This is a genomic window from Undibacterium sp. SXout7W, assembly GCF_049339385.1.
In the GTDB taxonomy this organism is placed as follows: domain Bacteria; phylum Pseudomonadota; class Gammaproteobacteria; order Burkholderiales; family Burkholderiaceae_D; genus Undibacterium.
In genome coordinates, this window is sequence record NZ_JBMPPF010000014.1 from 1 (window position 1) to 21,845 (window position 21,845).

The following is a 21,845-nucleotide window of genomic DNA, read 5'->3' on the forward strand; positions in this document are numbered from 1 at the left end:
CACCGAATTTTGCGGACAATACTGTCGCGATCGCTGCTGTCAATGTTGTTTTGCCGTGATCCACGTGGCCAATTGTGCCTACGTTGACGTGCGGCTTGGTGCGTTCGAACTTACCTTTTGCCATTTTGGACTCCTAACGATTTTGATGAGAATGCTCAGGCACGCGCCCGACAACTACAGACTTGAAACACCATTTTCATGGTGCCCTTGACGTGGATTGAACACGTGGCCTCTCCCTTACCAAGGGAGTGCTCTACCACTGAGCTACAAGGGCAGCTTCTTTTGAACAGATAACTGCACAAATAAACTGGAGCGGGTGAAGGGAATCGAACCCTCGTCATAAGCTTGGAAGGCTTCAGCTCTACCATTGAGCTACACCCGCAGGGGCCACCACTTCAGCCACGCACAAATTCTTTACCTGGTGGAGAGGGCTGGATTCGAACCAGCGTACTCGCAAGAGGGCAGATTTACAGTCTGCTGCCATTAACCACTCGGCCACCTCTCCTCAGGGAACTCAGAATTATGGAGATGTCGCCCCCGATTGTCAACTACTTTTTGAAAAGACCCGTCAAATTCCTGCAGAATTCCTTTGCAATCACTCTCCAGAGCATCAATACAAATTATTCCCAACGAATGACCATGGCAGTATTTGAAATCACTTATTTCCTATCGTGGGCGTGACAAGCTATGATTAAGCGAATTATTTTAGAAAAACAGAATCAATGGCACGCACCCAAGCACCTGACCACCATCTGCAACGAGACGAAATTCTGGAATGCGCGGCAAGCGAATTTGCAAAAAACAGCTATCCCGGCACCTCGATGATCAATTTGGCGATGGCCTGCGGCACATCAAAAGCGAGGCTGTATCACTACTACCCCAGTAAGGAAGCGATTCTGTTTGACTTGCTGGATCGCTACACTAAAGCCCTGATTGCGATTGCTGAAAAACATGAGGATTTACCGGCCCTGATACTGGCTTTTCTGACCGAATATAAACATTCAAGAACACGGCACATTGCCTTGTTAAACGATTTAAAATTTCTCGAAGAGCCCCAGCGTGCCGTTATCGTTGAAGCACAAAGAAAACTGGTTGATTTGTTTGCCGACAGCATACAGCGCAGCTATCCCGACATCGGGGCAACGCCTAATCGCGGTGCCATCACCATGCTTTTATTCGGGATGATCAACTGGACATTTACGTGGCTAAAGCCTGGTCAGGATAGCGACATGCTGTCGTACGCAGATTTTGCCAAAATGGTGACGACAATATTCATGCATGGCATGGATAAATTAAATAGTGAACACTAACTTTAGTTGGAAATATTTTTTACTGACTCAGTGATATCGCTTTCGATATTCCCTGATCAACGCGGATAATTTTCTCGATTACGGCAAGACCAATTGAAGGGCATTCAATTGCGCGCATGCGACAACTGAAACGAATCAATACCATTAAATTTTTCCAGTTCAATTGCCAACACACTTAATGACGCTGCGAACTTGCGGTCGATGGCCACAGCAACAAAGCGCCATTCAATTTTTCCATCCTGAAACGCAATGTTGACTGAGCCTTCGGCGATTTCATAGCCATGAGCGAATGCGGCTTGGCGCAAAGCATCCGCAGTCGGTGCACTGGCCTCACAAAAACGCATAGAAATTGCTACCGCAGGTCTGGATGGCAAACATGATTCAACCCTCACAATCAAGATCATGCATGCCGCTGACAGCAATGCCAGTAAAATGGCAGCCGCGTAAAATCCTACTCCCACCAGGATACCGATGGCTGACGATGCCCATAGCGAAGCAGCCGTCGTCAGGCCACTGATCGTAAAACCTTCCTTCATGATGACGCCGGCTCCCAAAAAGCCAATGCCAGTCACGATGCCTTGTATGGTGCGGGAAGGATCCAGATTCACTGGTGACAATGCCCGTCCACCGTACCAAAAATCCGGATAACCCGAGATCACCACCAGTGCAGCAGATGCCATGCATACCAGTCCATAAGTGCGCATACCGGCAGCTCTGCCATGATAAAAGCGCTCATAGCCGACAACAAATCCAAGCAGCATAGCGCCCGCCAGATTCAGAAAAATAATGATGTTCGCGTTCAGCTCAGCTTGCGACCAATAAGCCATGAAATAATTCATATACTCAGACATAAAACAAAATGATATAAATAATTTTTATAGTGTAACAACAGCACCGGCTAAAAGGTGGATTTGCGTTGAAATACGGTGACAAAATCAATGCTAGCTCTTTGAGTATCACAAAATATCGGACAAAACATGAATACGGCGAGCTTTACTCCAAGAGCTTTACGATATAATGCTCGCTCACATTCATTGGGGAGTAGCCTGCTTCAGTCTGTTCTGAAGAAATCGCATCAACATACTTGATCAAATTGATCATGGTGCGGTTGATCTGATTAGTACGCAACCGGTTTGATCTGTTGCCACACTGATTTGATTGGGCAAGACCTTTGATAGTTGCGCTTCTGATTGCCAGGGACTGGGCAGAAGTGTGTCTATCATTGGTTAAGACAAGCCCGGTTCCACACTCAATCATGGAAGCTTTCCTCGTCTCTCTGCTCGCTGTTACCGTTGGTGAAATTGGTGACAAAACCCAATTGCTGGCACTACTACTGGCGGCGCGCTATAAAAAACCTGCCCCTATCATTCTTGGCATTCTGGTTGCCACGCTGGCCAATCATGCGCTCGCAGGTCTGCTTGGTCAGTGGATAGCGCAGCATATTTCTGCCGATGTATTACGCTGGGCGCTTGGCATTTCTTTTCTGGCGATTGCTGCATGGACACTCAAACCCGATGAAATGGACGATGATGGCCTGAATGAAAGCCATTACGGTGTCTTTATGCTGACCTGTGTTACTTTTTTCATTGCAGAAATCGGCGATAAAACACAACTCGCTACTGTCGCGCTGGCCGCAAAATATACTGATCTGTCACTGGTCATTGCAGGCACCACGCTAGGTATGCTCGTCGCTGATGTGCCTGCAGTGTTTTTGGGCAAAATCGCTGCACCGAACTTCCCTTTTAAACTGGTTCGCTGGATCGCCGCTGGCGTGTTCGCCATTCTCGGTGTATTGGTATTACTTGGCATTGGCGACCGCTTTCTTTAATACCCTTCATGATTACAATATATCACCATCCACGCTGCTCAAAATCCAGAGAAACACTGGCCATCGTCGAACAAATCGCGACCGACCAGCATCTGGCATTGGAGGTGATTGAGTATCAGAAATCACCCCCGACACCAGAGCAATTGACACAATTATTACAACAACTCGGGGGCGACATCCAGACCATGTTACGCAGCAATGAGGAAGAATATGCGTTACTGGGTCTGGCACATGCCGATGCCGCAACCGCACTGGCCGTACTGACCACTCATCCGGCATTATTGCAACGCCCTATCGTCAGTTACAACGGTAAAGCCGCTATCGGACGCCCTCCGGAAAACGTCCTCTCCTTATTCAAGAAAGCCTGAAACCATGTCGGAAGAATTTAAACTGGCCGCAGGAAGCCGTATCAAATACGGTTGCGCATCCACTTCGTTATACGCGATCCTGCGTCATGGCATCCCTGCGGATGCACCAAGGCATGGGTTTGAAGCTCCTGCTGACAGCGTAACCCAAGGCATTATGGTGGGTGAACTGATGGCGTATTTTTCTGCTTGTGCAGCCTTCTGTAACAACACCAGTGCCCTGCATCATACGCATCAGGACGTCATGGCAACGTTTGTCGGTGCACTGCAGGAAAAGCATGGTGAAAAACCTGTCATGCCAGAACTGGAAGCCATTGCGGCAGAAGCCGGATTGCCGGTCATACTGGAGATTGAACTGGCAGAGGATTGCATCTTACTCGCCGACGAACGCTTTGTGGGCGCGACAGAAGCTGAAAAAAGCTGGAAACTGTGGCGCAGCGGCAGTTTGCAAACCAGTGCCGGAATTCCTGCTAGCTGGATCAAACAATTTTATTTTCCGCGCCTGCTCGATTATCGCGATGTTGGTACCGCCAGAAGCCCTCGTATGCTGGAGCAGACGACAGATAGTGCGCTGATGGTGGGTGGGCTGATGCAAGCCTGGCACAAGGACACACCCGCTGACTTGCTGACTGCCTTCAAAAAACAATATGGCCGGACGAACTTTTCTCAGTCATTGACGTTTGATGAAACAGGGCTGGAACGCTTTTTCAATCTGAACGCAATGCTGGACCCGGCGACCCGCCTGTTGAACCAAATGACCATCTGGCAGGACATTGATGCTCTGGCAAAAAAACAGGAAATCCAGTTAGGCTGAGTGAGTTCCTGGCAAAGAACATTACACCGCGCATGAGACGATGCATCATTCTGTGCCGGTCAGCAGCAACACTGACCGGCCTGAAAATTAATTCGCAGGATTGCGTTTAACAAAGAACAGCGCCGTACCGATCGCCATCAGAATGCCACCGAAAAAGCGATTCTGCCCTTTAAGCCAGCGTGGATCACTGAAATAACGCTGCATGGTGGATGCGGCAAATGCGTAGCTGTGCATCACCACCAGATCGACCGCGCACATGGTCACGCCGAGAATCAACAACTGCGGTAACAGCGGTGCATCATGCGAAATAAATTGCGGCAATACAGCAACCATGAAAATAATCCCTTTTGGATTCGTCGCATTCGTCAAAAATCCAATCAGAAAGCGCTTACGCCAGTCAGGAATAGCGCTTTGCGCAGGCTGAGCAGTATCTTCTTCCTTCACCACTTCAACGCGCGCGCGCCATTGATTGATGCCAAGATAAATCAGATACAGCGCGCCTATCGTTTTGACGATGCTGAATGCAACTTCAGATGCCATCAGGATTGATCCCACGCCAGCACCTGCAATCGCCAGAATCATCAGCAAGCCGACTTGCAGGCCAGCAATGGTGGAGCTGGTTTTTTTCACGCCATAATTCAAACCATGCGACATCGATAATACCGCACCGGAACCCGGCGAAATTGCAATCACACATGCGGCAAAAAAGAAGGTGAACCAAGTAGTAAATGTCATCGCAATCCTTTTAAAAAATGAAATCAGCGTTCTATTCTAGCCTGTCTGTCGCCATACAGTGCACGGTGATCGACACCAGGCGACAACGAAGATTTGCCCTCACACACCAACCGCCGTCTCAGAATGATGCATGATGGTGTTAAAGATGTTGGATAGTGGCGGATGATTGATGGGTTGATGGGTTGATGGGTTGATGGGTTGATGCCCGCCAGCTTGACCGCAGTTCAAGGCAGGCAATGGACATCACCATGGCCGCGAAAAAAAGATAGCAAAGACAACCCCACTCCACCTGACGCAAGCCTATTCAGTCATATTCACTGAGCATGCTCAAAAACGGCCTGCAACAATACGCACGTTGCAGCGCGCTAGTTGCGTAACATCGCGGCCAGCAACTGGCTTCTCAGCGTTTTAATCAGCGCCGTTTCATCCGGAGGTACGCCTTCCTCTGCGGGAACAGCACGATCTGCATAAAACAGACCGAGGGGCTTTTTTTGTACCACCAATGGCAAAACGATGAAGCTGCGCGCATTGGGTAAAAGTTGTCTGTGCCAGTCTGGTAAAAGATTTTGGATTTTGGGCACGCTGGCATCTGAAATCATCAGATCAACATTGTTGTTCATCGCCAGATGAAATAAATCTGCTTCTGCCTGGGCCGGAAAAACAAAGCCTTTTTGCCGTTCGGCGTATTGATCACCCACCGCCACCCTGGCAGTAAAGCGGGCACTTTGCAGATCCCTGAGGCACACCGTGGCGAAACGAAAACCCATGCTGCTGTACAAGGTTTCCAGCACCAGCAATATCAAATCATTTAATCTGAACTGATCTTCTGCCAGCATTTGCGTCACATCCTGTACACCTGCCAGCAACAAATCACGCGCATGTACCGGCTTGCCACTCAGATAGCGCTCGTTTTCCTGCATTTGCGCCGGATCGTAGGCTTTCAGCAAAAATTCGCTAGGCAATTCTTTTTCGGACAATGGCTCGACATCTCCGGCATTGGCGTCCGGCATGGAAATGTCCATACTCTTGGCAAGCTGGCGGGTTTCGCTATCCACTTTTGCCAGCATATTGTCCATGATGCCAGCATCCAGCTCCAGCACCTTGCCATACCGCAGCAACAGGCTCTTACAAGCAGCCTTGAGATCGGCACCGGCAGAATTCACCACAATCGCAGCCAGCGCATCGCTGAAACTGGCAACTTGCTTCAACCATTCGCCACGGTGCGACGTCATTTTTAATTCGCTGGATGGCAAGGCTGCCATGGACTGCACGATGATGTCGGGAATTTTCCATTCCTGTAACGCCATTTCGCCAAAGCGCTCATAGCTGCATCCGAGCAAGACTGCACTGGCTTCGGCAGCGGTCGTCTGTCCTTTGCTGGTCATTGCCAGAATACGGGAATACAGATCATGATCGAACGAAGCCACCAGCACGCGCCCGACGTTTTTGAAGAGCGACACCACCGCCGCTTCTTCGCCATTCTGAAAGCGCCCGCGCTGTGCCATTTCACGCCCGATAATGCTGGCGCACAGCGCTTGTATCAATTCTTTCCTGACACTTTTGGCGTGTTGCTTATCTTTAAAACAATCTACCAGCAACATGGCCATGGCGCTGGTTTTAATGGTGTTAAATCCGAGCAGAAAAATCGCGCGGGAAATCGTGGTGACCGGCGCACCTGAGCTGGTGCGGTACTGGATGGTATTGGACAAACGCAGTATTTTTTGGGTCAACCCCACATCTGACAAGACAAAATGTGCGAGCTTAGAGACGGAATCTTCGCCCGAGGACGTGATCTGTACCACCTTGGAGATGGCAACACCCAAGGTCGGCAAATTATTGTCTTCTTTAATTTTTCTCAACAGCCGGTCACGCGGCGGCTCAGGTGCATGTTGTCCAAGGTTTGCGGAAGGTTCGGTTGCCATGATTCTGCTTATTCTTTTTTTATAGTGGTAAGTGCATTCAATTCTGATCACATGTCATCACGTACAATCACATGCGATCACGTATGACCAAATGGCAAAATAGTCCGTCAGCAACGTCAACAATTTCCGACTTGTGCCACTGTGAAATCAACTTCTGCACATGAGTTGCGGGTGCGCCGCCACTGATTTTTTGCGATGCTGATTATTTAACACTACGGTTAGTGATGCCGTATTTTTTCTGCATTTCGTTGTACAAACCGCGAATCGCTTTCAGACGGGGATTCATCGGGTCCAGACGGCGGGCTGATTCGATCAGCATTTTTGCCTGCTCGCCGACGGTTTGATCCCAGCCAAGATTTTCCAGACATTTCAGTGCCGCCAGCGCCGCATTCATTACCACCTGCGGATTATCAGGCGATTTGCGGGCAGCTGCCGTCATCAGATCAACGGAACCACGGAAATCGCCCTGCTTGGCTTTCTGCACACCCAGCGCCACCAGATCCATGACTTCTTTCTGACTGCGCTGCGCCAGTTCTTTACCAAGATGACCTTTGCCTGCACTTTCGAATACACCCAATGCGCGCGTCATGACTTGCTGGCTGCTGGCATTTTTCATGACATCGAGAATAATCTCGGAGGCGTCACCTTCCTGATCGTTGTCGAGGCAGCTTTTTGCCAGCCCCAGCTTGGCACCGGTAGACAGCCCGATATCTTCACGTGACGCGACAACGGCAGCCCCAAGCTCTTCGCTCAGGCGCACGTCGCCCGTTTTAGCATGTACCATCGCCGCGGAAATCGCCCGGCAGGCTGCGGTTTTTTTGAGACCGGACATATTTTTTTCCATGTCCCGGATCACCGATTTCGCCTGATCGGTATCGCCTTTTTTGACCAAGGCACCAACCAGATTCATATGGTCTTCCGGGTCCCGGAATTCTGAAAATTTAGCTTTGCTGACAACCTTTTTGAACACGTCTTCGGCAGTTTCGATGTCGCCGGTTTCCATGGCAATCCGTCCCAGATTGCGCAAGCGCCTGACTGCGTGCGGCGACACACTGACCGCGGTATCAAGTACGACTTTTGCCTCTGGTAACTGGCCGATCATTTCATGTGTTTTGGCGAGCCAGTCATAGGCATCCATGTATTTACTGTTTTCAGCGACCAGATTTTTGAGGATATCTTCGGCTTGCTGGTATTTTCCCTGCATGAACAGGGTTTTTGCGAGGCCCAGCCGGGCCCAGGCAACGGCCTTGAGCTCAAACAAATGCACATACAAGGCCTCTGCTTCTTCGGCTTCCCCCTGGATGACGTGCAATTCTGCGCGCAGGCGCATGAAATCAATGGCGTATTTCGGATAATCCCGTTCACCGTGATGGCAGGCAAGAATCGCTTCGACGATCGCACCTTGTTCCATGAGTGCATGTACTTCGACAAACGCCTTACGCTTTTCTAGCGCCCGCACCACGCGTTCGAGCAGCATGTCGGCGGTAAAAGGTTTTAACAGGTAATCGGAGGGAGCCAGTTCTGCGGCGCTGACGACTTTGGCATACGAGCGTTCGGCAGTCACCATGATGAAGATGGTAGATAAAGGCGTCAGCTTGTGATGGCGAACATCTTCCAGTAATTGCTGTCCGTCTTGCCCGACGCCCAGATCGTATTCGCACAGAACCAGATCGAATACCTTGCCTTGTATTGAGCGCACAGCGGTGCCGGCCGTCAGCGCGTGTTCGATTTTTGTAATGCCACACAAATTAAGCATATTGTGCAAACTGACCCGCATTCCCTGATGCGGTTCAATGAGCAATGCCCGGATATCGCTGAGTTCGCTCATTTCAACCTTTACTGTAATTGTGTCTCCACTACCATTCACTGCCGTATCAGCATTGTCGGCCACTGCATACTGCTGCGTCGGCATTCTCAGGATAGATCCTAATTATAGGAAGGTGACGGCAATGTGGCGCAGAAACTTTAACCCTGAGACCATGATTGTTGCAACAGAAGAACAATTTATATTATTTAATATTATTTAAAAATGCGGGCAAGCAGCAACACCAGTAATGAAATCAGTATCGTCGACGCAAACGGAAAAGAAAACGTGCGTCCAAACAAGCGAAACCGGACATCGCCGGGCAAGCGACCGATACCCAGTTTTTCCAACCACGGCAAAGCGCTGGAAAATACGATCACGGCCAAAAAAATCGTCAGTACCCAGCGTATCACCACATACTCCCCATCAATTTAAACAAAACGCGCTTCTAGTCAGCAAGATCAAAGGCTTTCAAAATATACTCCCCATTAGTATATTTTTACTCATAAACGATGGCTACGATCCTGACGCAGCAACCCAGACGGCAAATCCATCTGACACCCCACCATCAACACCTTGAATAACTCACCCATTTCGGCGGGAGAAACCAGCTTTTGTAAGGCATTCGCTTGTGGCAAATAATGCATCACCTGCTCTGCCGATGTTCTCGACAACAGCTGGGTAATACCTGCTTCGATCAGCAAACTGGCCTGGCTGGTGTAAGACAACAACTCCACTCCGCCATCCAGTGCGGCCTTTGCCATCGCTGTAAAATCCACATGCGCCGTAATGTCCTGCAGACCCGGCAAATAAAACGGATCTGGATGCGCATGGTGACGATAATGACACATCAGGCTGCCCTGATGACGCTGCGGGTGATAATACTCAGCCGCCGGAAAACCGTAATCAATCAGGATCGCCATGCTTCCGAGGCCGGTGTCGGCATGACCCGCCTTCAACATCTGCGCCAGACTGTGCATAAAACCACTGGCAACAGCGTGCACTTCGGTCATGTAACCAACCGGCAACTGTTCGGCATCCGGAATCTGAGCGATGTGATCCGCGATATCTGATTGACCGACCTGCCCGGTTTGCTCTGTTTGTTCGGTTTGTTCGGGGCGTTCGCGGTAAATCAGACGGGCAGGCGTTTCCTGTGTCACGGCTGCCACGCCGATCTCGCGCCATCCCTGTTCAGTCTTGATCACAAGATCAACCGGCATGGCATCGAGCACCTCGTTACCGATGACGAGACCGCAAAAAGCCTCTGGCATTTGCTGCAACCAGACCACCTGCGGAAAGTCGCGCAACAAAACTTCCTGACGTGCGCGCAGTTCGCCGGACAATTCCACGATAAAATAGCGGTCGATGACAATGCCGGAAGATTGGCATTCTGTTAAAAAATCCAGTGCCAGCTTGCCAGTGCCAGCGCCAAATTCCATGATCTGCGGCGTCGTTTGCTTCAGCAGATCAGCAGCCAGGGTTGCCAGCGAAGCACCAAATAAGGACGACATTTCCGGTGCGGTTGTAAAATCACCGTCTTTGCCTAATTTTGTGGCACCACCGCTGTAATAACCCAGATCCGGCGCATACAGCGCCAGCTCCATGTAACGGGAAAACGGTATCCAGCCTGCATGACTGGAAATATCATCGAGAATCAACTGTTGCAACGCGTGCGATGCAGCAAGCGCATCAGGCGCCGGGACAGGAAGTGAAAGTGTAGTCATACCGGCATTGTATTAAAAACGCCATTGCGGCGTTCAACTTTTGACATTTTGATCCTCAGCGAGCATACATTCATGAACCATTCCGTTTCCAGTCCACGCAGGGTCGCCATCGTCACGGGCGCTGCCAGACGTATAGGACGGCAAATCGCCCTGACGATGGCAGAACAAGGCTGGGATATTGTGGTCCATTTTGGCCAATCGGCAGAAGAGGCCGCCAGCGTGGTCGCTGCCATCCAGACACTGGGATGCCGCGCGATTGCACTGGCCTGCGATCTGTCCGACGAAGCTGCAACGCGGCAATTGTTTCAGGACGCACAACATCAAATGGGCCGCATTGATTGCGTGGTCAACAACGCCTCCCTGTTTGAAGAAGACCAGGCCAGCACTGTCAGCCAGATGGCACTGGACAAGCACATGCATGTCAACCTCGCCGCGCCGCTGATTCTGGCGCAGGCATTGCATGCGGCAACACCCGAAGGGCAGCAGGCCTGCGTCATCAACGTGCTGGATCAGAAACTGTACAACCTGAATCCGGATTTTTTTTCGTATACGCTATCCAAAGCTGCACTACAATGCGCGACCACCATGCTGGCGCAAGCAATGGCACCAAAGCTGCGCGTGGTCGGCGTGGCACCCGGCATCACGATGGTGTCCGGTCATCAGAGTCAGGATGATTTTGAACAGGCGCATCAGGCTACTCCTCTGGGGCGTTCCAGCACGCCAGAAGACATCGCCCGCACCGTCTGTTTTATCGCCGACAGTCCCGCCATGACTGGCACAACCATACTCGTCGATGGCGGCCAGCATCTGATCCCACTACAGCGCGATGTGATGTTTCTTGCAACGGCAACAACAAAGCATTCCTGAAGAATTACCCTTTTATCTTATCGAGCTCATTATGTTATCCATTCTGCACCACCCACAACTCGCCGATTGTCGCCGCCTGTTTTTACGCAACTACGAAATTTCGATCAACATCGGCGTTCATGAGTTCGAGAAAAAAGGCGAGCAACGTGTTCTGATCAATGTCGATCTGTATATTCCGCTGGCACTCTCCACCCCCAAAGACGACCAGTTGGAAGAAGTCGTTGACTATGATTTCATGCGCGGCTCCATCGCACAGCGTATTGCGCAGGGCCATGTGCACCTGCAGGAAACCTTGTGCGATGATGTGGCTAATATCATGTTGTCTCACCCGCGTGTACGCGCAGTCCGCGTATCCACAATGAAGCCGGATGTTTATCCCGATTGCGAAGGCGTCGGCGTTGAAGTATTCCAGATTAAAAACGAAATTTAAGTTCTGCCATGCAAGCTCTCAATGAATCTTTAGTTGATGTCGTGCTCGACACCAGCACTGCCAACACTGGTACGCGCGCCGACACCGGTGTGAAGTCGCAAGAAAAAATCACCTACGAAAATAATAAATTACACAAGCGTCTGTGCCGTCTGGTGGGTCAGGCGATCGGTGATTTCAATATGATCGAAGACGGTGACAAAGTCATGGTCTGCCTGTCCGGCGGCAAGGATAGCTATGCCCTGCTCGATATCCTGATGACGCTGCGTGAACGCGCGCCGATACATTTTGATATCGTCGCGGTGAATCTGGATCAGAAGCAGCCGAACTTTCCGGCCGATGTATTGCCGACGTATCTGGAAAAAATCGGCATTCCGTATCACATCGAAAATCAGGATACGTACAGCATCGTCAAGCGCCTGATCCCAGAAGGTAAAACGACCTGCTCACTGTGCTCGCGCCTGCGTCGTGGCATTCTGTACCGCGTTGCCGATGAACTGGGCGCGAATAAAATTGCACTCGGCCATCACCGTGACGATATTCTCGAAACCTTTTTCCTGAATATGTTTTTCGGCGGAAAAATCAAGGGCATGCCAGCCAAACTGCAATCGGATGATGGCAAGCACATCGTCATCCGCCCGATGGCGTATGTCAAAGAAGCTGATACCGAGCGTTATGCAGAAGTCAAAAATTTCCCTATCATTCCTTGCGATCTGTGCGGCTCGCAAGAAAATCTGCAACGCAAACAGATCAAAAATCTGATGCGTGAATGGGATAAGAAATATCCGGGTCGTGTCGATAATATTTTCTCGTCTTTATCCACCGTCGTGCCTTCTCATCTGATGGATAAAAATCTGTTCAACTTCACTGATTTGCAAATAGATGGTGAAGCGAATCCGGATGGCGATATCGCCTTCGATGACGAGCCATGCGCCACGCCAACCAACAGCGTGATTCAGCTGCATCTGGATCAGGATTAAACTTGTTGAAGTGCTGCATTCTGCATACCAGAATGCAGCACAGTGATGTGTGGATGTCGTCTATTTCGATTCGCTTGATTGGCTATGTATCACGAATGCGATCAGCTTTTTGATCACTTATTTTGAACAGTTATTTTGATCAATTTTTTTGATCCATTTTTCTTGATCAAATTCCTTCGCTCAGCTCCTTCATTCGACTCCCTGATCGAATGCAGGATTCAACATATTCAGAACAAAATCTGATATTACCCGTATGTGCATTTCGGGTATCACGCAATCCGTTGTCCTTCCTTCCAGACGCCAAGAACCACGGGAATTCCCTGTGATAAGCGCACCCGTACAAAGTCGGCCCGTAAGCCAGTGGCGATTTCGCCGCGATCCTGCAAACCGACCATCTGTGCCGGATTGCGCGACACGGTAGCGATCGCTTTTGGCAAACTGAATCCCTGCTCCTGCAATAAAAATGCAGCATGCAACAGACTCGCCGGTACATAGTCGGAAGAAAGCACATCGAGTAAATCTGCCCGTGCCAGTTGCGCAGCAGATACGTTGCCGGAATGTGAACCACCGCGCACCATGTTCGGTGCACCCATGATGATGCCGAGACGCTGTTCGCGGGCAGCATGAGCAGCGGCTAATGTCGTTGGAAATTCAGAAATACTGACGCCATCATCCACGCCTTCTGTCACATGAGCAACCGTCGTGTCATCGTGAGTCGCCAGTGGCACAGGTCGCGCCAGACTGCGGCAACTCGCCACCACGCTCTGCCGGTTACTGGCGGCATAGGTTTGCTGACGCACCAGCAACCGTTCCAGCATGTATTCAACCTTATCCTCACTCCAGCCACGTTTGCCGGACACATAAGTGCGGTAATGCGCCAGGTCTGTCCACTGACGTTGGCCCGGTGTGTGGTCCATCAGCGAAACCAGTCTGAGTCTGTCATCGTGCAGATAGGGAGAAAACATATCCAGCAAATGTTCTTCTGCCAGCTCCAGTCGCATGTGAAGAAAATGATCTGCCCGCAAAATGCCGGCGTTGGCAGCATGGCGCAGACCCTGCGTACAGGCGTACAAGGTATCGTTGCGCATACTGTCAGAATCGATATCGCCGACAGAAATCGCATCCAGCACCGTGGTAATGCCGGCCGAAGCAATCTGCGCATCATGCGCCATGATCGCGGGCAGGGTCGGCCAGTTCACCTTTGGCCGTGGCATCAGATGTTTTTCGAGATTATCCGTATGCAATTCGACCAGACCGGGCAACAGATAATCGCCACCCCAGTCTTCGACAGGAACATTCCCCACCTGCGCCGCACGGATGCCAGTACCAATAACAGCACCAGCGCCCTCTCCCAGATCAATGATGATCCCGTTCCGGGTCAGCATGCTGCCGCAAAATGTTTGCGTCGCAGTGACTATATGTGCGTTACGTATCAGCGTCATCATGCAGCTACCAAAGAAGCCGGTGATGCCGGCGTGATGGAAAAAATTCTTGTTGCCAGCGCCTCACGTACGGCCTCGTCATGAAAAATACCCACCACAGCAGCACCACGCTCACGCGCAGCATTAATCATCTGTATCACTGTCGAACGGTTTGCCTCATCCAGTGAAGCCGTGGGTTCGTCCAGCAACAGCACCGGATAATCACAAATCATCGTGCGGGCAATATTAACGCGCTGTTGTTCACCACCAGAAAAAGTCGCTGGCGGTATCTGCCAGAGTCGCTGCGGAATACGCAACAGCGACAATAATTCCTGTGCCTGTTCACGTGCGCTCTGTGGCTCAACACCGCGTGTCATCAACGGCTCGGCAACCAGATCCAGCGTAGAAATACGTGGTATCACCCGCAAGAACTGGGTAACAAATCCCATCGTGGTATGACGTACTGCCAACACCTGTTGCGCCGGTGCAGATTGCACATCCACCCACGCATCACCGTGGCGAATATGCACACTACCGCTGCTGGCACGATAGTTGGCGTACAGGCAGCGCAATAGCGTACTCTTACCAGCCCCCGACGGTGCATGAATCACCACGCACTCACCGGCGTCGACTTGCATATCAATGCCGGACAAAATTGGCATCGACACGCCACCTTGCAGATGCAAAGTAAAGTCTTTGCACAAGGCGCTGACTTCAATTCGCCGGGATATCGTTCCAGACATCGTGTTAGATATCATATTCAACCTGTTTCTTTATGCCTGCAAAACGGAAGACACCAGCAATTGCGTATAGGGATGTTGCGGGTCATCCAGCACCTGATCGGTCAATCCCTCTTCCACTACCTGTCCCTGACGCATGACCATCAGGCGATGTGCTAACAAACGCGCAACGGCCAGATCGTGCGTAACAATCACCGCTGCGACCTGCAATTGCGACACCAGTTGCCGCAGTAAATCGAGCAAGCGCGCCTGCACGGATACATCAAGACTGGCGGTCGGTTCATCCATAAAAATCAGGCGTGGTTGTGTCACCAGATTGCGGGCGATCTGCAAACGCTGCTGCATACCTCCTGAAAAATCACGCGGCAAATCATCAATCCGCGCGGCATCAATTTCCACACGCTCCAGCCACTGCTGCGCCTCGCTGCGCAAACGTCCATAATGACGGCCACCGACGGCCATCAGCCGTTCACTGACATTCGCGCCGGCAGACACATTGATACGCAAACCGTCTTTGGCACTCTGGTGCACAAATCCCCAATCGGTACGTGATAATAAACGGCGCCTGGCTTCGCTGATGGTCAACAAATTCACCAGACCTTCATCACGTGTCTGAAACCAGACTTCACCCTGCTCCGGCATTAATTGACCCGCCAGACAATTGAGCAAGGTCGATTTACCTGAACCGGATTCACCGACGATTCCCAGCACTTCACCGGGATAAAGATCAAGATGAATATTCTGGCAAGCGACTTTGCCACCATACCACTTGCTCAGATGGCGAACCTGCAGTAAAGGCGAAGGCAGAGACTGGCGCTGTGGCGAAGCTTGCTGTACAGGCGGCGCCTGTTCATGAGCAAATGCATCATCAAACGCCATCGCAGAGGCGTGCGGTATCACGGTATTCATGATGACTCCTCTGTCTGGCGGACCTGACGCGTGTGGCAATAATCGGTATCGCTGCACACATACATGCGAGCGCCCTGATCATCCATGATCACCTCATCGAGAAAGCTGTCATCCGCCTTGCACAGTGCGCAGCAATGTTCCCAGCGCTCGATCTCAAATGGGTAATCTTCAAAATCCAGACTCTTCACCGATGTGTAAGGTGGCACTGCGTAGATGCGCTTTTCACGACCAGCACCAAACAGCTGGAGTGCCGGACTATGATCGAGTTTAGGATTATCAAACTTAGGAATCGGTGACGGGCGCATCAGATATCGGCCATTCACGATCACCGGATAATCATAGGAAGTTTCGATTTTTCCGAGACGGGCAATATCTTCATACAGCTTGACGCTCATGAGGCCGTAGTCCGCCATGGCATGATATTTCCGTGTTTCTGTTTCGCTCGGCTCCAGCCAGCGCAAAGGCTCTGGAATGGGTACCTGATAGACCATAATCTGCCCCGGTGACAGCGGTGTTTCCGGTATCCGGTGGCGTGTCTGTATTAAGCTTGCCAACGTCGTTTTTTCCGTCGTCGCCACGCCTGTCGTGCGACGGAAAAAGCGTCGTATATTGACCGCATTCGTCGTGTCATCGGATCCCTGATCAATGACTTTCAGTACATCGTCCTGACCGATGATAGCGGCAGTCACCTGAATGCCGCCTGTGCCCCAGCCATAAGGCAAAGGCATTTCACGTCCACCAAACGGCACCTGATAACCCGGAATCGCCACGGCTTTCAAAATGGCGCGCCTTATCATGCGTTTGGTCTGCTCATCCAGATACGCAAAGTTATAGCCAGGTTCTGCCTGAGTCATCATGTGTTCACTGCTCATCATGCAACCTTTTGCTGTGCGCTGGGCATGTGCTGTGTGCCGGTAGTTTGATTGCTACCTTCATCCAAATCCACCTCTGTCTGAGGTTCATTCATCGACGCAGAAGAAGAAACTGCCTCCGTTGCTGTCGCCTGTATGCGTTGGCGTAACTCGCGTAACAGATTCAGCTCTGATTGAAAATCGACGTAATGCGGCAACTTTAAATGCTGCACAAATCCGGAAGCCTCGACATTATCTGCGTGGGACAAAACAAACTCCTCCATCTGTGCCGGTGCAGTAATTTCTTCTTGTAATTCGGTCGCCCGCAAAGCCCGGTCCATTAAACCCATCGCCATTGCTTTACGTTCGCCATATCCAAAGCTCAAGCCATAGCCGCGCGTGAATTTGGGAGCTTCAGTATGTGAGCCGATAAACTGATTCACCATCTGGCATTCCGTCACATCCATTTCACCGATCTCAATGGCAAATCCCAGTTCTTCCGGTATCACTTCCACATTGATTTTCCCGTAGCGGATTTCTCCGGCAAACGGATGATTGCGTGCATAGCCACGCTGGGTTGAATATGCCAGCGCCAGTAAAAATCCTTCATCACCACGCGCCAGACTTTGCAAACGCAAAGCGCGTGAAGCAGGAAAATGCAAAGGTTCACGAGTCAGATCAGCTGGCTCAGGATCGCCTTCCGGAATCTGTTCTGCTTCGATCAAGCCTTCTGCATTTAAAAAATCCAGTACTCGCGGACAGGCTACATTTGCCTCACTCTTCACCTTTAGCGTATTCGCAGAAGCAGCGCCGCTCAGCATATCTGAACGAGTTTCCTGATCAGATCCGGTGGTTGCCAGCACATCTGCCGCCAAAGAAAAATCGAGCAGGCGTTGCGTGTAATCGTAAGTTGCACCAAGTACCTGACCACCTGGCACATCCTTGAATGTGGCTGAAATACGGCGCTGTATCAGCATGCGTGAGGTGTCCAGTGGCACCGTCGCCAGCAAGCGCGGTAAGGTGGTGCGATACGCTCGCAGCAAAAATATCGCCTCAATCAGATCGCCGCTGGCCTGCTTGATCGCCAGTGCCGCCAGATCCTTGTCATACAATGAGGCTTCGCTCATCACGCGGGCAACTGCCAGTGACATCTGTTCACGTATCTGGGCAATGCTCAGTTCCGGTACCGTGATATCACCGCGACGTAGTGTTGCCAGTGCCTCGTATGATTGCTCTATGGCTTTCTCGCCACCCTTTACTGCGACATACATGGTGCGTCACCTTTCTGTAACCGGGTCGTCCGTGGCAAGCCGAGCACTTTGTCTTCACAACAAAAAATCACATCCACGCCTGCCGGAAATGCCTGATGGTTCTGCTCCCAATCGGCAAAAAAATGTTCTGGCAAACCGCTGACACGCAGGCTCGCACGATCCTTGATACCAGGGCCGGACATCCAGAATTGCGGGCCATGCTCCAGATCATCGAGCTGTATCAGCAAGGTGGCCGATGTATCGGGATAGGTCAGGCTCCCCTGAGCAAAATCATGCAGCGTGAATGGCGGTAATACGCCCTGCTCCGCCGCCAGCACCGCAAACTGCGCCCGCACTCGTTCGCTGACCAGTGGCATACCACAATGAAAACGTAAATAGCTGCGCAGTGCCGGTGTATCAACGCCCGGCGCTAGCCAGACTGGCGTCTCAAAATCCATCAGACTCAGACAGGCTGCAGTCGTCGCCAGCATCAGCGGTGCAACGGGCGTCAGCTGTACTGGTAATTGCTGTATCACGCCTGGCTCAGACAGCGCTTTCAACAGGCAGCGGAACGTTGCCTGCGCATCATGTACGGGGTCCTTCCATGCTGGCAGCAAGCCCTCATCAGCAATGATCGTCATGCATCTTCTCCCCGCACCATCGTCATGAATTCCACTCTGGTCGCCTGTGCTTGCGCCTGCAATTGTGCTTGCTGTTGCTGCAGTCTGCCTTCTATCGGTGTGATCACGCTGGCTTCTATGCTGGTAGCAGCGGAAGTCTGCATCAGTGCATCGAATAGTGCCACTCTGGTGGCATGTGCCGTATCGCGACCAGCGATATATGCCATGCCGGTTTCACCGGATACGAGGCGCAGGGAACAGCGTGTCACAGACATTTCACCGAGATTAAACTGAGTACCGCTGCCGCCGGTACGGGCGCGCACCATTGCCAGACCGGTTTCCGGCTGACGTAACCAGACATAGGATGGCAATGTACCGAACTGTTTCGCGGCTTCTTGCAACCACGCTGGCGGCGACTTGGCGAGAACAGACATCCAGCGTGCACGGCCTTGTTTTTTCTCTGTGCTACAGGTGGAATCTGAAGTAAATTGAGATGAGTTCATCTCTTCATTACAGCATCTGAAAATGAAGTCTTGATGACATGACGGAATACTGTACTGCATGTCAATCGGTAGTCATATTTGATGACTAAGATGAGCTGTATTGATCAGACAAGGACGCGCCATGAACCAGCCAATTCACCTGTACAACGGCACTGTATTGCAGCACCATCCTGCGGCTGCGTCCGAATGGAAAAACACGGATTTGCATCTGGCGGGGCAGCAGATCGTCAGCACCGCAGACGTTGCGTCATCAGCAGGCCCGGGCAGCGTACGGCATTTTGATGCCAGTGGTTTGCTGGTGTTGCCGGGTCTGGTGGATATCCACGGCGATGCCTTTGAACGTCAGGTGCAGCCACGTCCCGGCACGACGTTTTCGTATGACATCGCATTTGCCGATACCGACAAACAACTGATCGCCAATGGCATCACTACTGCCTGCCACGGACTGACGTATTCATGGGAAGGCGGTTTGCGCGGACGTGAAGCCGCGCTGGCATTGATTCATCAGTTGCAACAGCAAAAACAGAGCATGCATGCTGATCACCGTTTGCATCTGCGTTTTGAAAATCATCATACCGATGGCTGCGCCGAAGCACTGGAATGGATAGAACAGGGGCTGGTGGATTTTTTTGCCTTTAATGAGCACCTGCCATCCATCTTAAAAAAATCGTCGTCTCCCGAAAAACTGATGACTTATGCCGAGCGTGCGCGCTGTGATGTCAATCAGTTTCTGGAACGTCTGCATAAAGCACAATCACGCTCCACCAGAGTAGCGCAGACCATACAACTGCTGGCGGCTGCCTGTCGCAGAAAAGGCATCGCAATGGCCTCACATGATGATGAAACTGCCGCAGACCGTGAGCGCTATCAGGAACTCGGTGTGCATATCAGTGAATTTCCAAAAACCGACGTCGCCCTGAACACCGCACGGATGCTGAGTAATCACGTCATCATGGGCGCACCGAATGTGTTGCTGGGTGGCAGCCATTGTGGCGGCTTGTCTGCCACCGAGGCTGTGCGCCGTGGTCAATGCGACATTCTGGCATCGGATTATTACTATCCTGCCTTATTGCATGCGCCTTTCCGGCTGGTACAGGAAGGCGCATGTGATCTGGCACAGGCATGGGATCTGGTCTCACGCAATCCGGCACAAGTACTAGGCTGCGGCGATCGCGGACAATTGCATGCAGGCGCACGCGCTGACGTGCTGCTGGTGGAACAACTGAGTAACGGCAGCCCACGTCTGATCGCCACCATCGCGGCAGGCAAGCTGATTTACTGCGCACAACCCGAACGTCTGGCCAGCGCCAAGCTGGTCTCACTGGCGGCATAATGCGCTACGCCCTGTATTTCAGCCCGGCACCGGAGAGTCATTGGTGGCAAGCCGGAGCCGACTGGCTGGGACGTGATCCTCTGCATACCGGCCCGCATCTGCAAACCCGTATTTCCGGCGTGCCAGATTTGCTGTTAGCTGAGCTGACAAGGGACGCGCGTCGCTATGGTTTTCATGCCACGCTGAAAGCACCGTTTGAACTCAGGGAAGGCTTTCATGCCTGCGATCTGGAAGCGATGGCCAGTGCATTTTCTGCGATACAACATGCATTCCCGGTGGGGCCGCTGTCGGTACGCCGCATGGGGCAGTTTCTGGCCTTGCTACCGGCAGAAGACAAGCATCTGCGGGCGCTGGCGATGCGTTGCGTCAGTTATTTTGATTTGCTCCGGGCAGCACCGGATCAGCAATCCCTGAACCGCCGCCGACGGGCTGGCCTGAGCGCAAGGCAGGAAGAATTATTATTGCAGTGGGGATATCCTTACACCGAAGAAGAATATCATTTTCATCTGACACTCACGGATGCCATGACCGACAGCAATGCCAGTCCGGATCTGCAATATGCCATACGCAAAGCTGCTGAACAGCATTTTCAGCACGCTGCGCAAATAGCGCCTTTACTAATAGACGGGCTGACGATTTTTCGGGAAGAACATCCGGGGGCTGATTTTCAGTTCTGGCGGCGTTTCCCGTTTCAGGCTGCATTTCAGCAAAAAAGCCTGCCGGATGGTGGACGCCTGTTTTATGTGGTTGGCCCTTCCGGTGCGGGTAAAGACAGTCTGCTGCAATGGGTCAGAGCACGTTTGCCAGCCGACAGGCGGATTCATTTTGCCCAGCGCGTGATCACACGTCCGTGTCACGACAGCGAAGATCATTTTCCGGTAACGCAGGAACAGTTCTGGCAACAGGCATCAGCGGGCGAATTCTGTATGCACTGGCAAGCCAATCAATTGCATTACGGCATACGTCGCCATATTGAGGCACATCTGCGCTGCGGCCAGGATGTGGTGGTGAATGGCTCCAGAGAATATGTCCCACAACTACGGCTGCGTTTTCCGGAGGCACAGATCATCTGGATAGAAGCGGATGCAACCTTGATACAAGAACGCATTGCGCGCCGTCAGCGCGAAACGGGAGCCGCCCTGCTGCATCGCGTACAGCGCGCCCAACAGTTCACTGCCGACAACGACAACATACATAAAATTGATAACAGCGGCACCATCGACATCGCGGGACAACAACTATTGCAACTATTGATGACGCCTGCCAGTTCTCAGATATCGTCGATGCCTGCGGAGTGATGTAATGCCATAGGGTAGACATAATCCGTATTGCATGGACGCACACGGGGGCACACGGCATGAACATGACGCTATAGGTATATGAGTGCTATAGGTACATGAGTGTTATAGGAACGCTGCAAAACTCCTGGAAGAGTTCTGTAG

23 protein-coding genes, 3 tRNA genes and 1 riboswitch are annotated in these 21,845 nt (G+C 51.6%); of the genes, 9 read left to right on the forward strand and 17 right to left on the reverse strand.

Going from position 1 to position 21,845, the window contains the following annotated elements:
* From ACO0LB_RS13460 to ACO0LB_RS13475, 4 genes are all read right to left on the reverse strand, one after another.
* Positions 1-124 (reverse strand): GTP-binding protein (locus tag ACO0LB_RS13460; RefSeq protein WP_229827326.1); only part of this gene is annotated, 124 nt, incomplete at its 3' end.
* Positions 125-199: 75 nt separating this feature from the next.
* A tRNA-Thr gene (locus ACO0LB_RS13465) sits at positions 200-274 on the reverse strand.
* A 34-nt stretch (positions 275-308) separates the two neighbouring features.
* Positions 309-382 (reverse strand) — tRNA-Gly (locus ACO0LB_RS13470).
* A gap of 37 nt (positions 383-419) precedes the next feature.
* Positions 420-505: transfer RNA gene (locus ACO0LB_RS13475), tRNA-Tyr, on the reverse strand.
* A 217-nt stretch (positions 506-722) separates the two neighbouring features.
* Between ACO0LB_RS13475 and ACO0LB_RS13480 the strand changes: the two genes are divergently transcribed.
* Positions 723-1,310, forward strand: a complete 588-nt coding sequence (locus tag ACO0LB_RS13480; RefSeq protein ID WP_423049851.1) for a TetR/AcrR family transcriptional regulator — start codon at positions 723-725, stop codon at positions 1,308-1,310.
* A 104-nt stretch (positions 1,311-1,414) separates the two neighbouring features.
* Here ACO0LB_RS13480 and ACO0LB_RS13485 read toward each other — a convergent pair whose 3' ends face one another.
* Positions 1,415-2,137: an MgtC/SapB family protein gene (locus tag ACO0LB_RS13485; protein ID WP_423049853.1), complete on the reverse strand. Its 723-nt coding sequence runs from the start codon at positions 2,135-2,137 to the stop codon at positions 1,415-1,417.
* A gap of 197 nt (positions 2,138-2,334) precedes the next feature.
* Positions 2,335-2,502: riboswitch (yybP-ykoY riboswitch) on the forward strand.
* A gap of 63 nt (positions 2,503-2,565) precedes the next feature.
* Here ACO0LB_RS13485 and ACO0LB_RS13490 point away from each other — a divergent pair.
* From ACO0LB_RS13490 to ACO0LB_RS13500, 3 genes are read left to right on the forward strand one after another with little or no spacing between them, the layout of a single operon-like run.
* Positions 2,566-3,138 (forward strand): TMEM165/GDT1 family protein, encoded by a 573-nt coding sequence (locus ACO0LB_RS13490; RefSeq protein ID WP_423049855.1) that lies wholly within the window; start codon positions 2,566-2,568, stop codon positions 3,136-3,138.
* Positions 3,139-3,146: 8 nt separating this feature from the next.
* On the forward strand, positions 3,147-3,506 hold the full coding sequence (locus tag ACO0LB_RS13495) for an ArsC/Spx/MgsR family protein (protein WP_423049857.1): 360 nt from the start codon (positions 3,147-3,149) through the stop codon (positions 3,504-3,506).
* A gap of 4 nt (positions 3,507-3,510) precedes the next feature.
* Positions 3,511-4,317, forward strand: coding sequence for a hypothetical protein (locus ACO0LB_RS13500; RefSeq protein WP_423049859.1), 807 nt, complete (start codon positions 3,511-3,513; stop codon positions 4,315-4,317).
* 87 nt (positions 4,318-4,404) lie between these two features.
* On the opposite strand, the gene ACO0LB_RS13505 is transcribed toward ACO0LB_RS13500, so the two are convergent.
* The 5 genes from ACO0LB_RS13505 to ACO0LB_RS13525 all read right to left on the reverse strand — a co-directional run bounded on the left by ACO0LB_RS13505 (position 4,405) and on the right by ACO0LB_RS13525 (position 10,502).
* Positions 4,405-5,052, reverse strand: a complete 648-nt coding sequence (locus ACO0LB_RS13505) for a LysE family translocator (protein ID WP_423049861.1) — start codon at positions 5,050-5,052, stop codon at positions 4,405-4,407.
* 365 nt (positions 5,053-5,417) lie between these two features.
* Complete coding sequence (locus ACO0LB_RS13510; RefSeq protein WP_423049863.1) at positions 5,418-6,974, reverse strand: HDOD domain-containing protein; 1,557 nt, start codon at positions 6,972-6,974, stop codon at positions 5,418-5,420.
* Positions 6,975-7,176: 202 nt separating this feature from the next.
* Positions 7,177-8,886, reverse strand: a complete 1,710-nt coding sequence (locus ACO0LB_RS13515; RefSeq protein ID WP_423049865.1) for a response regulator — start codon at positions 8,884-8,886, stop codon at positions 7,177-7,179.
* 107 nt (positions 8,887-8,993) lie between these two features.
* Positions 8,994-9,191: a DUF2905 domain-containing protein gene (locus ACO0LB_RS13520; protein ID WP_423049867.1), complete on the reverse strand. Its 198-nt coding sequence runs from the start codon at positions 9,189-9,191 to the stop codon at positions 8,994-8,996.
* Positions 9,192-9,281: 90 nt separating this feature from the next.
* Complete coding sequence (locus tag ACO0LB_RS13525; protein ID WP_423049869.1) at positions 9,282-10,502, reverse strand: class I SAM-dependent methyltransferase; 1,221 nt, start codon at positions 10,500-10,502, stop codon at positions 9,282-9,284.
* A 72-nt stretch (positions 10,503-10,574) separates the two neighbouring features.
* Here ACO0LB_RS13525 and ACO0LB_RS13530 point away from each other — a divergent pair, with 72 nt between their 5' ends.
* From ACO0LB_RS13530 to ttcA, 3 genes are read left to right on the forward strand one after another with little or no spacing between them, the layout of a single operon-like run.
* Positions 10,575-11,369 (forward strand): SDR family oxidoreductase, encoded by a 795-nt coding sequence (locus ACO0LB_RS13530; protein ID WP_423049871.1) that lies wholly within the window; start codon positions 10,575-10,577, stop codon positions 11,367-11,369.
* A gap of 31 nt (positions 11,370-11,400) precedes the next feature.
* Positions 11,401-11,799, forward strand: coding sequence for a dihydroneopterin aldolase (locus ACO0LB_RS13535; RefSeq protein ID WP_423049873.1), 399 nt, complete (start codon positions 11,401-11,403; stop codon positions 11,797-11,799).
* 8 nt (positions 11,800-11,807) lie between these two features.
* Positions 11,808-12,776, forward strand: coding sequence for a tRNA 2-thiocytidine(32) synthetase TtcA (gene ttcA / locus ACO0LB_RS13540; RefSeq protein WP_423049875.1), 969 nt, complete (start codon positions 11,808-11,810; stop codon positions 12,774-12,776).
* A gap of 269 nt (positions 12,777-13,045) precedes the next feature.
* Here the strand turns inward: ttcA and ACO0LB_RS13545 are convergent, their stop codons facing one another.
* From ACO0LB_RS13545 to phnG, 7 genes are read right to left on the reverse strand one after another with little or no spacing between them, the layout of a single operon-like run.
* Positions 13,046-14,221: an alpha-D-ribose 1-methylphosphonate 5-triphosphate diphosphatase gene (locus ACO0LB_RS13545; protein WP_423049877.1), complete on the reverse strand. Its 1,176-nt coding sequence runs from the start codon at positions 14,219-14,221 to the stop codon at positions 13,046-13,048.
* Entirely contained in the window at positions 14,218-14,955 is a 738-nt protein-coding gene (gene phnL, locus ACO0LB_RS13550) for a phosphonate C-P lyase system protein PhnL (RefSeq protein WP_423049879.1), read from the reverse strand. The genes ACO0LB_RS13545 and phnL overlap by 4 nt, the downstream gene beginning before the upstream one ends.
* Positions 14,956-14,970: 15 nt before the next feature.
* The gene (gene phnK / locus ACO0LB_RS13555; protein WP_423049881.1) at positions 14,971-15,846 is read right to left on the reverse strand and encodes a phosphonate C-P lyase system protein PhnK; all 876 of its coding nucleotides are present in this window, start codon (positions 15,844-15,846) and stop codon (positions 14,971-14,973) included.
* Positions 15,843-16,718 (reverse strand): alpha-D-ribose 1-methylphosphonate 5-phosphate C-P-lyase PhnJ, encoded by an 876-nt coding sequence (locus ACO0LB_RS13560; RefSeq protein ID WP_423050111.1) that lies wholly within the window; start codon positions 16,716-16,718, stop codon positions 15,843-15,845. Before ACO0LB_RS13560 ends, phnK begins: the two co-directional genes overlap by 4 nt.
* On the reverse strand, positions 16,718-17,968 hold the full coding sequence (locus tag ACO0LB_RS13565; protein ID WP_423049883.1) for a carbon-phosphorus lyase complex subunit PhnI: 1,251 nt from the start codon (positions 17,966-17,968) through the stop codon (positions 16,718-16,720). The genes ACO0LB_RS13560 and ACO0LB_RS13565 overlap by 1 nt, the downstream gene beginning before the upstream one ends.
* Positions 17,953-18,588, reverse strand: a complete 636-nt coding sequence (phnH, locus tag ACO0LB_RS13570; RefSeq protein ID WP_423049885.1) for a phosphonate C-P lyase system protein PhnH — start codon at positions 18,586-18,588, stop codon at positions 17,953-17,955. The genes ACO0LB_RS13565 and phnH overlap by 16 nt, the downstream gene beginning before the upstream one ends.
* Complete coding sequence (phnG, locus tag ACO0LB_RS13575; protein WP_423049887.1) at positions 18,585-19,070, reverse strand: phosphonate C-P lyase system protein PhnG; 486 nt, start codon at positions 19,068-19,070, stop codon at positions 18,585-18,587. The genes phnH and phnG overlap by 4 nt, the downstream gene beginning before the upstream one ends.
* A 121-nt stretch (positions 19,071-19,191) precedes the next feature.
* Here phnG and ACO0LB_RS13580 point away from each other — a divergent pair, with 121 nt between their 5' ends.
* Both ACO0LB_RS13580 and phnN read left to right on the forward strand, forming a co-directional pair.
* Complete coding sequence (locus ACO0LB_RS13580; RefSeq protein WP_423049889.1) at positions 19,192-20,403, forward strand: alpha-D-ribose 1-methylphosphonate 5-triphosphate diphosphatase; 1,212 nt, start codon at positions 19,192-19,194, stop codon at positions 20,401-20,403.
* Positions 20,403-21,701 (forward strand): phosphonate metabolism protein/1,5-bisphosphokinase (PRPP-forming) PhnN, encoded by a 1,299-nt coding sequence (gene phnN / locus ACO0LB_RS13585; RefSeq protein ID WP_423049891.1) that lies wholly within the window; start codon positions 20,403-20,405, stop codon positions 21,699-21,701. The genes ACO0LB_RS13580 and phnN overlap by 1 nt, the downstream gene beginning before the upstream one ends.
* Positions 21,702-21,845 lie beyond the last annotated feature (144 nt).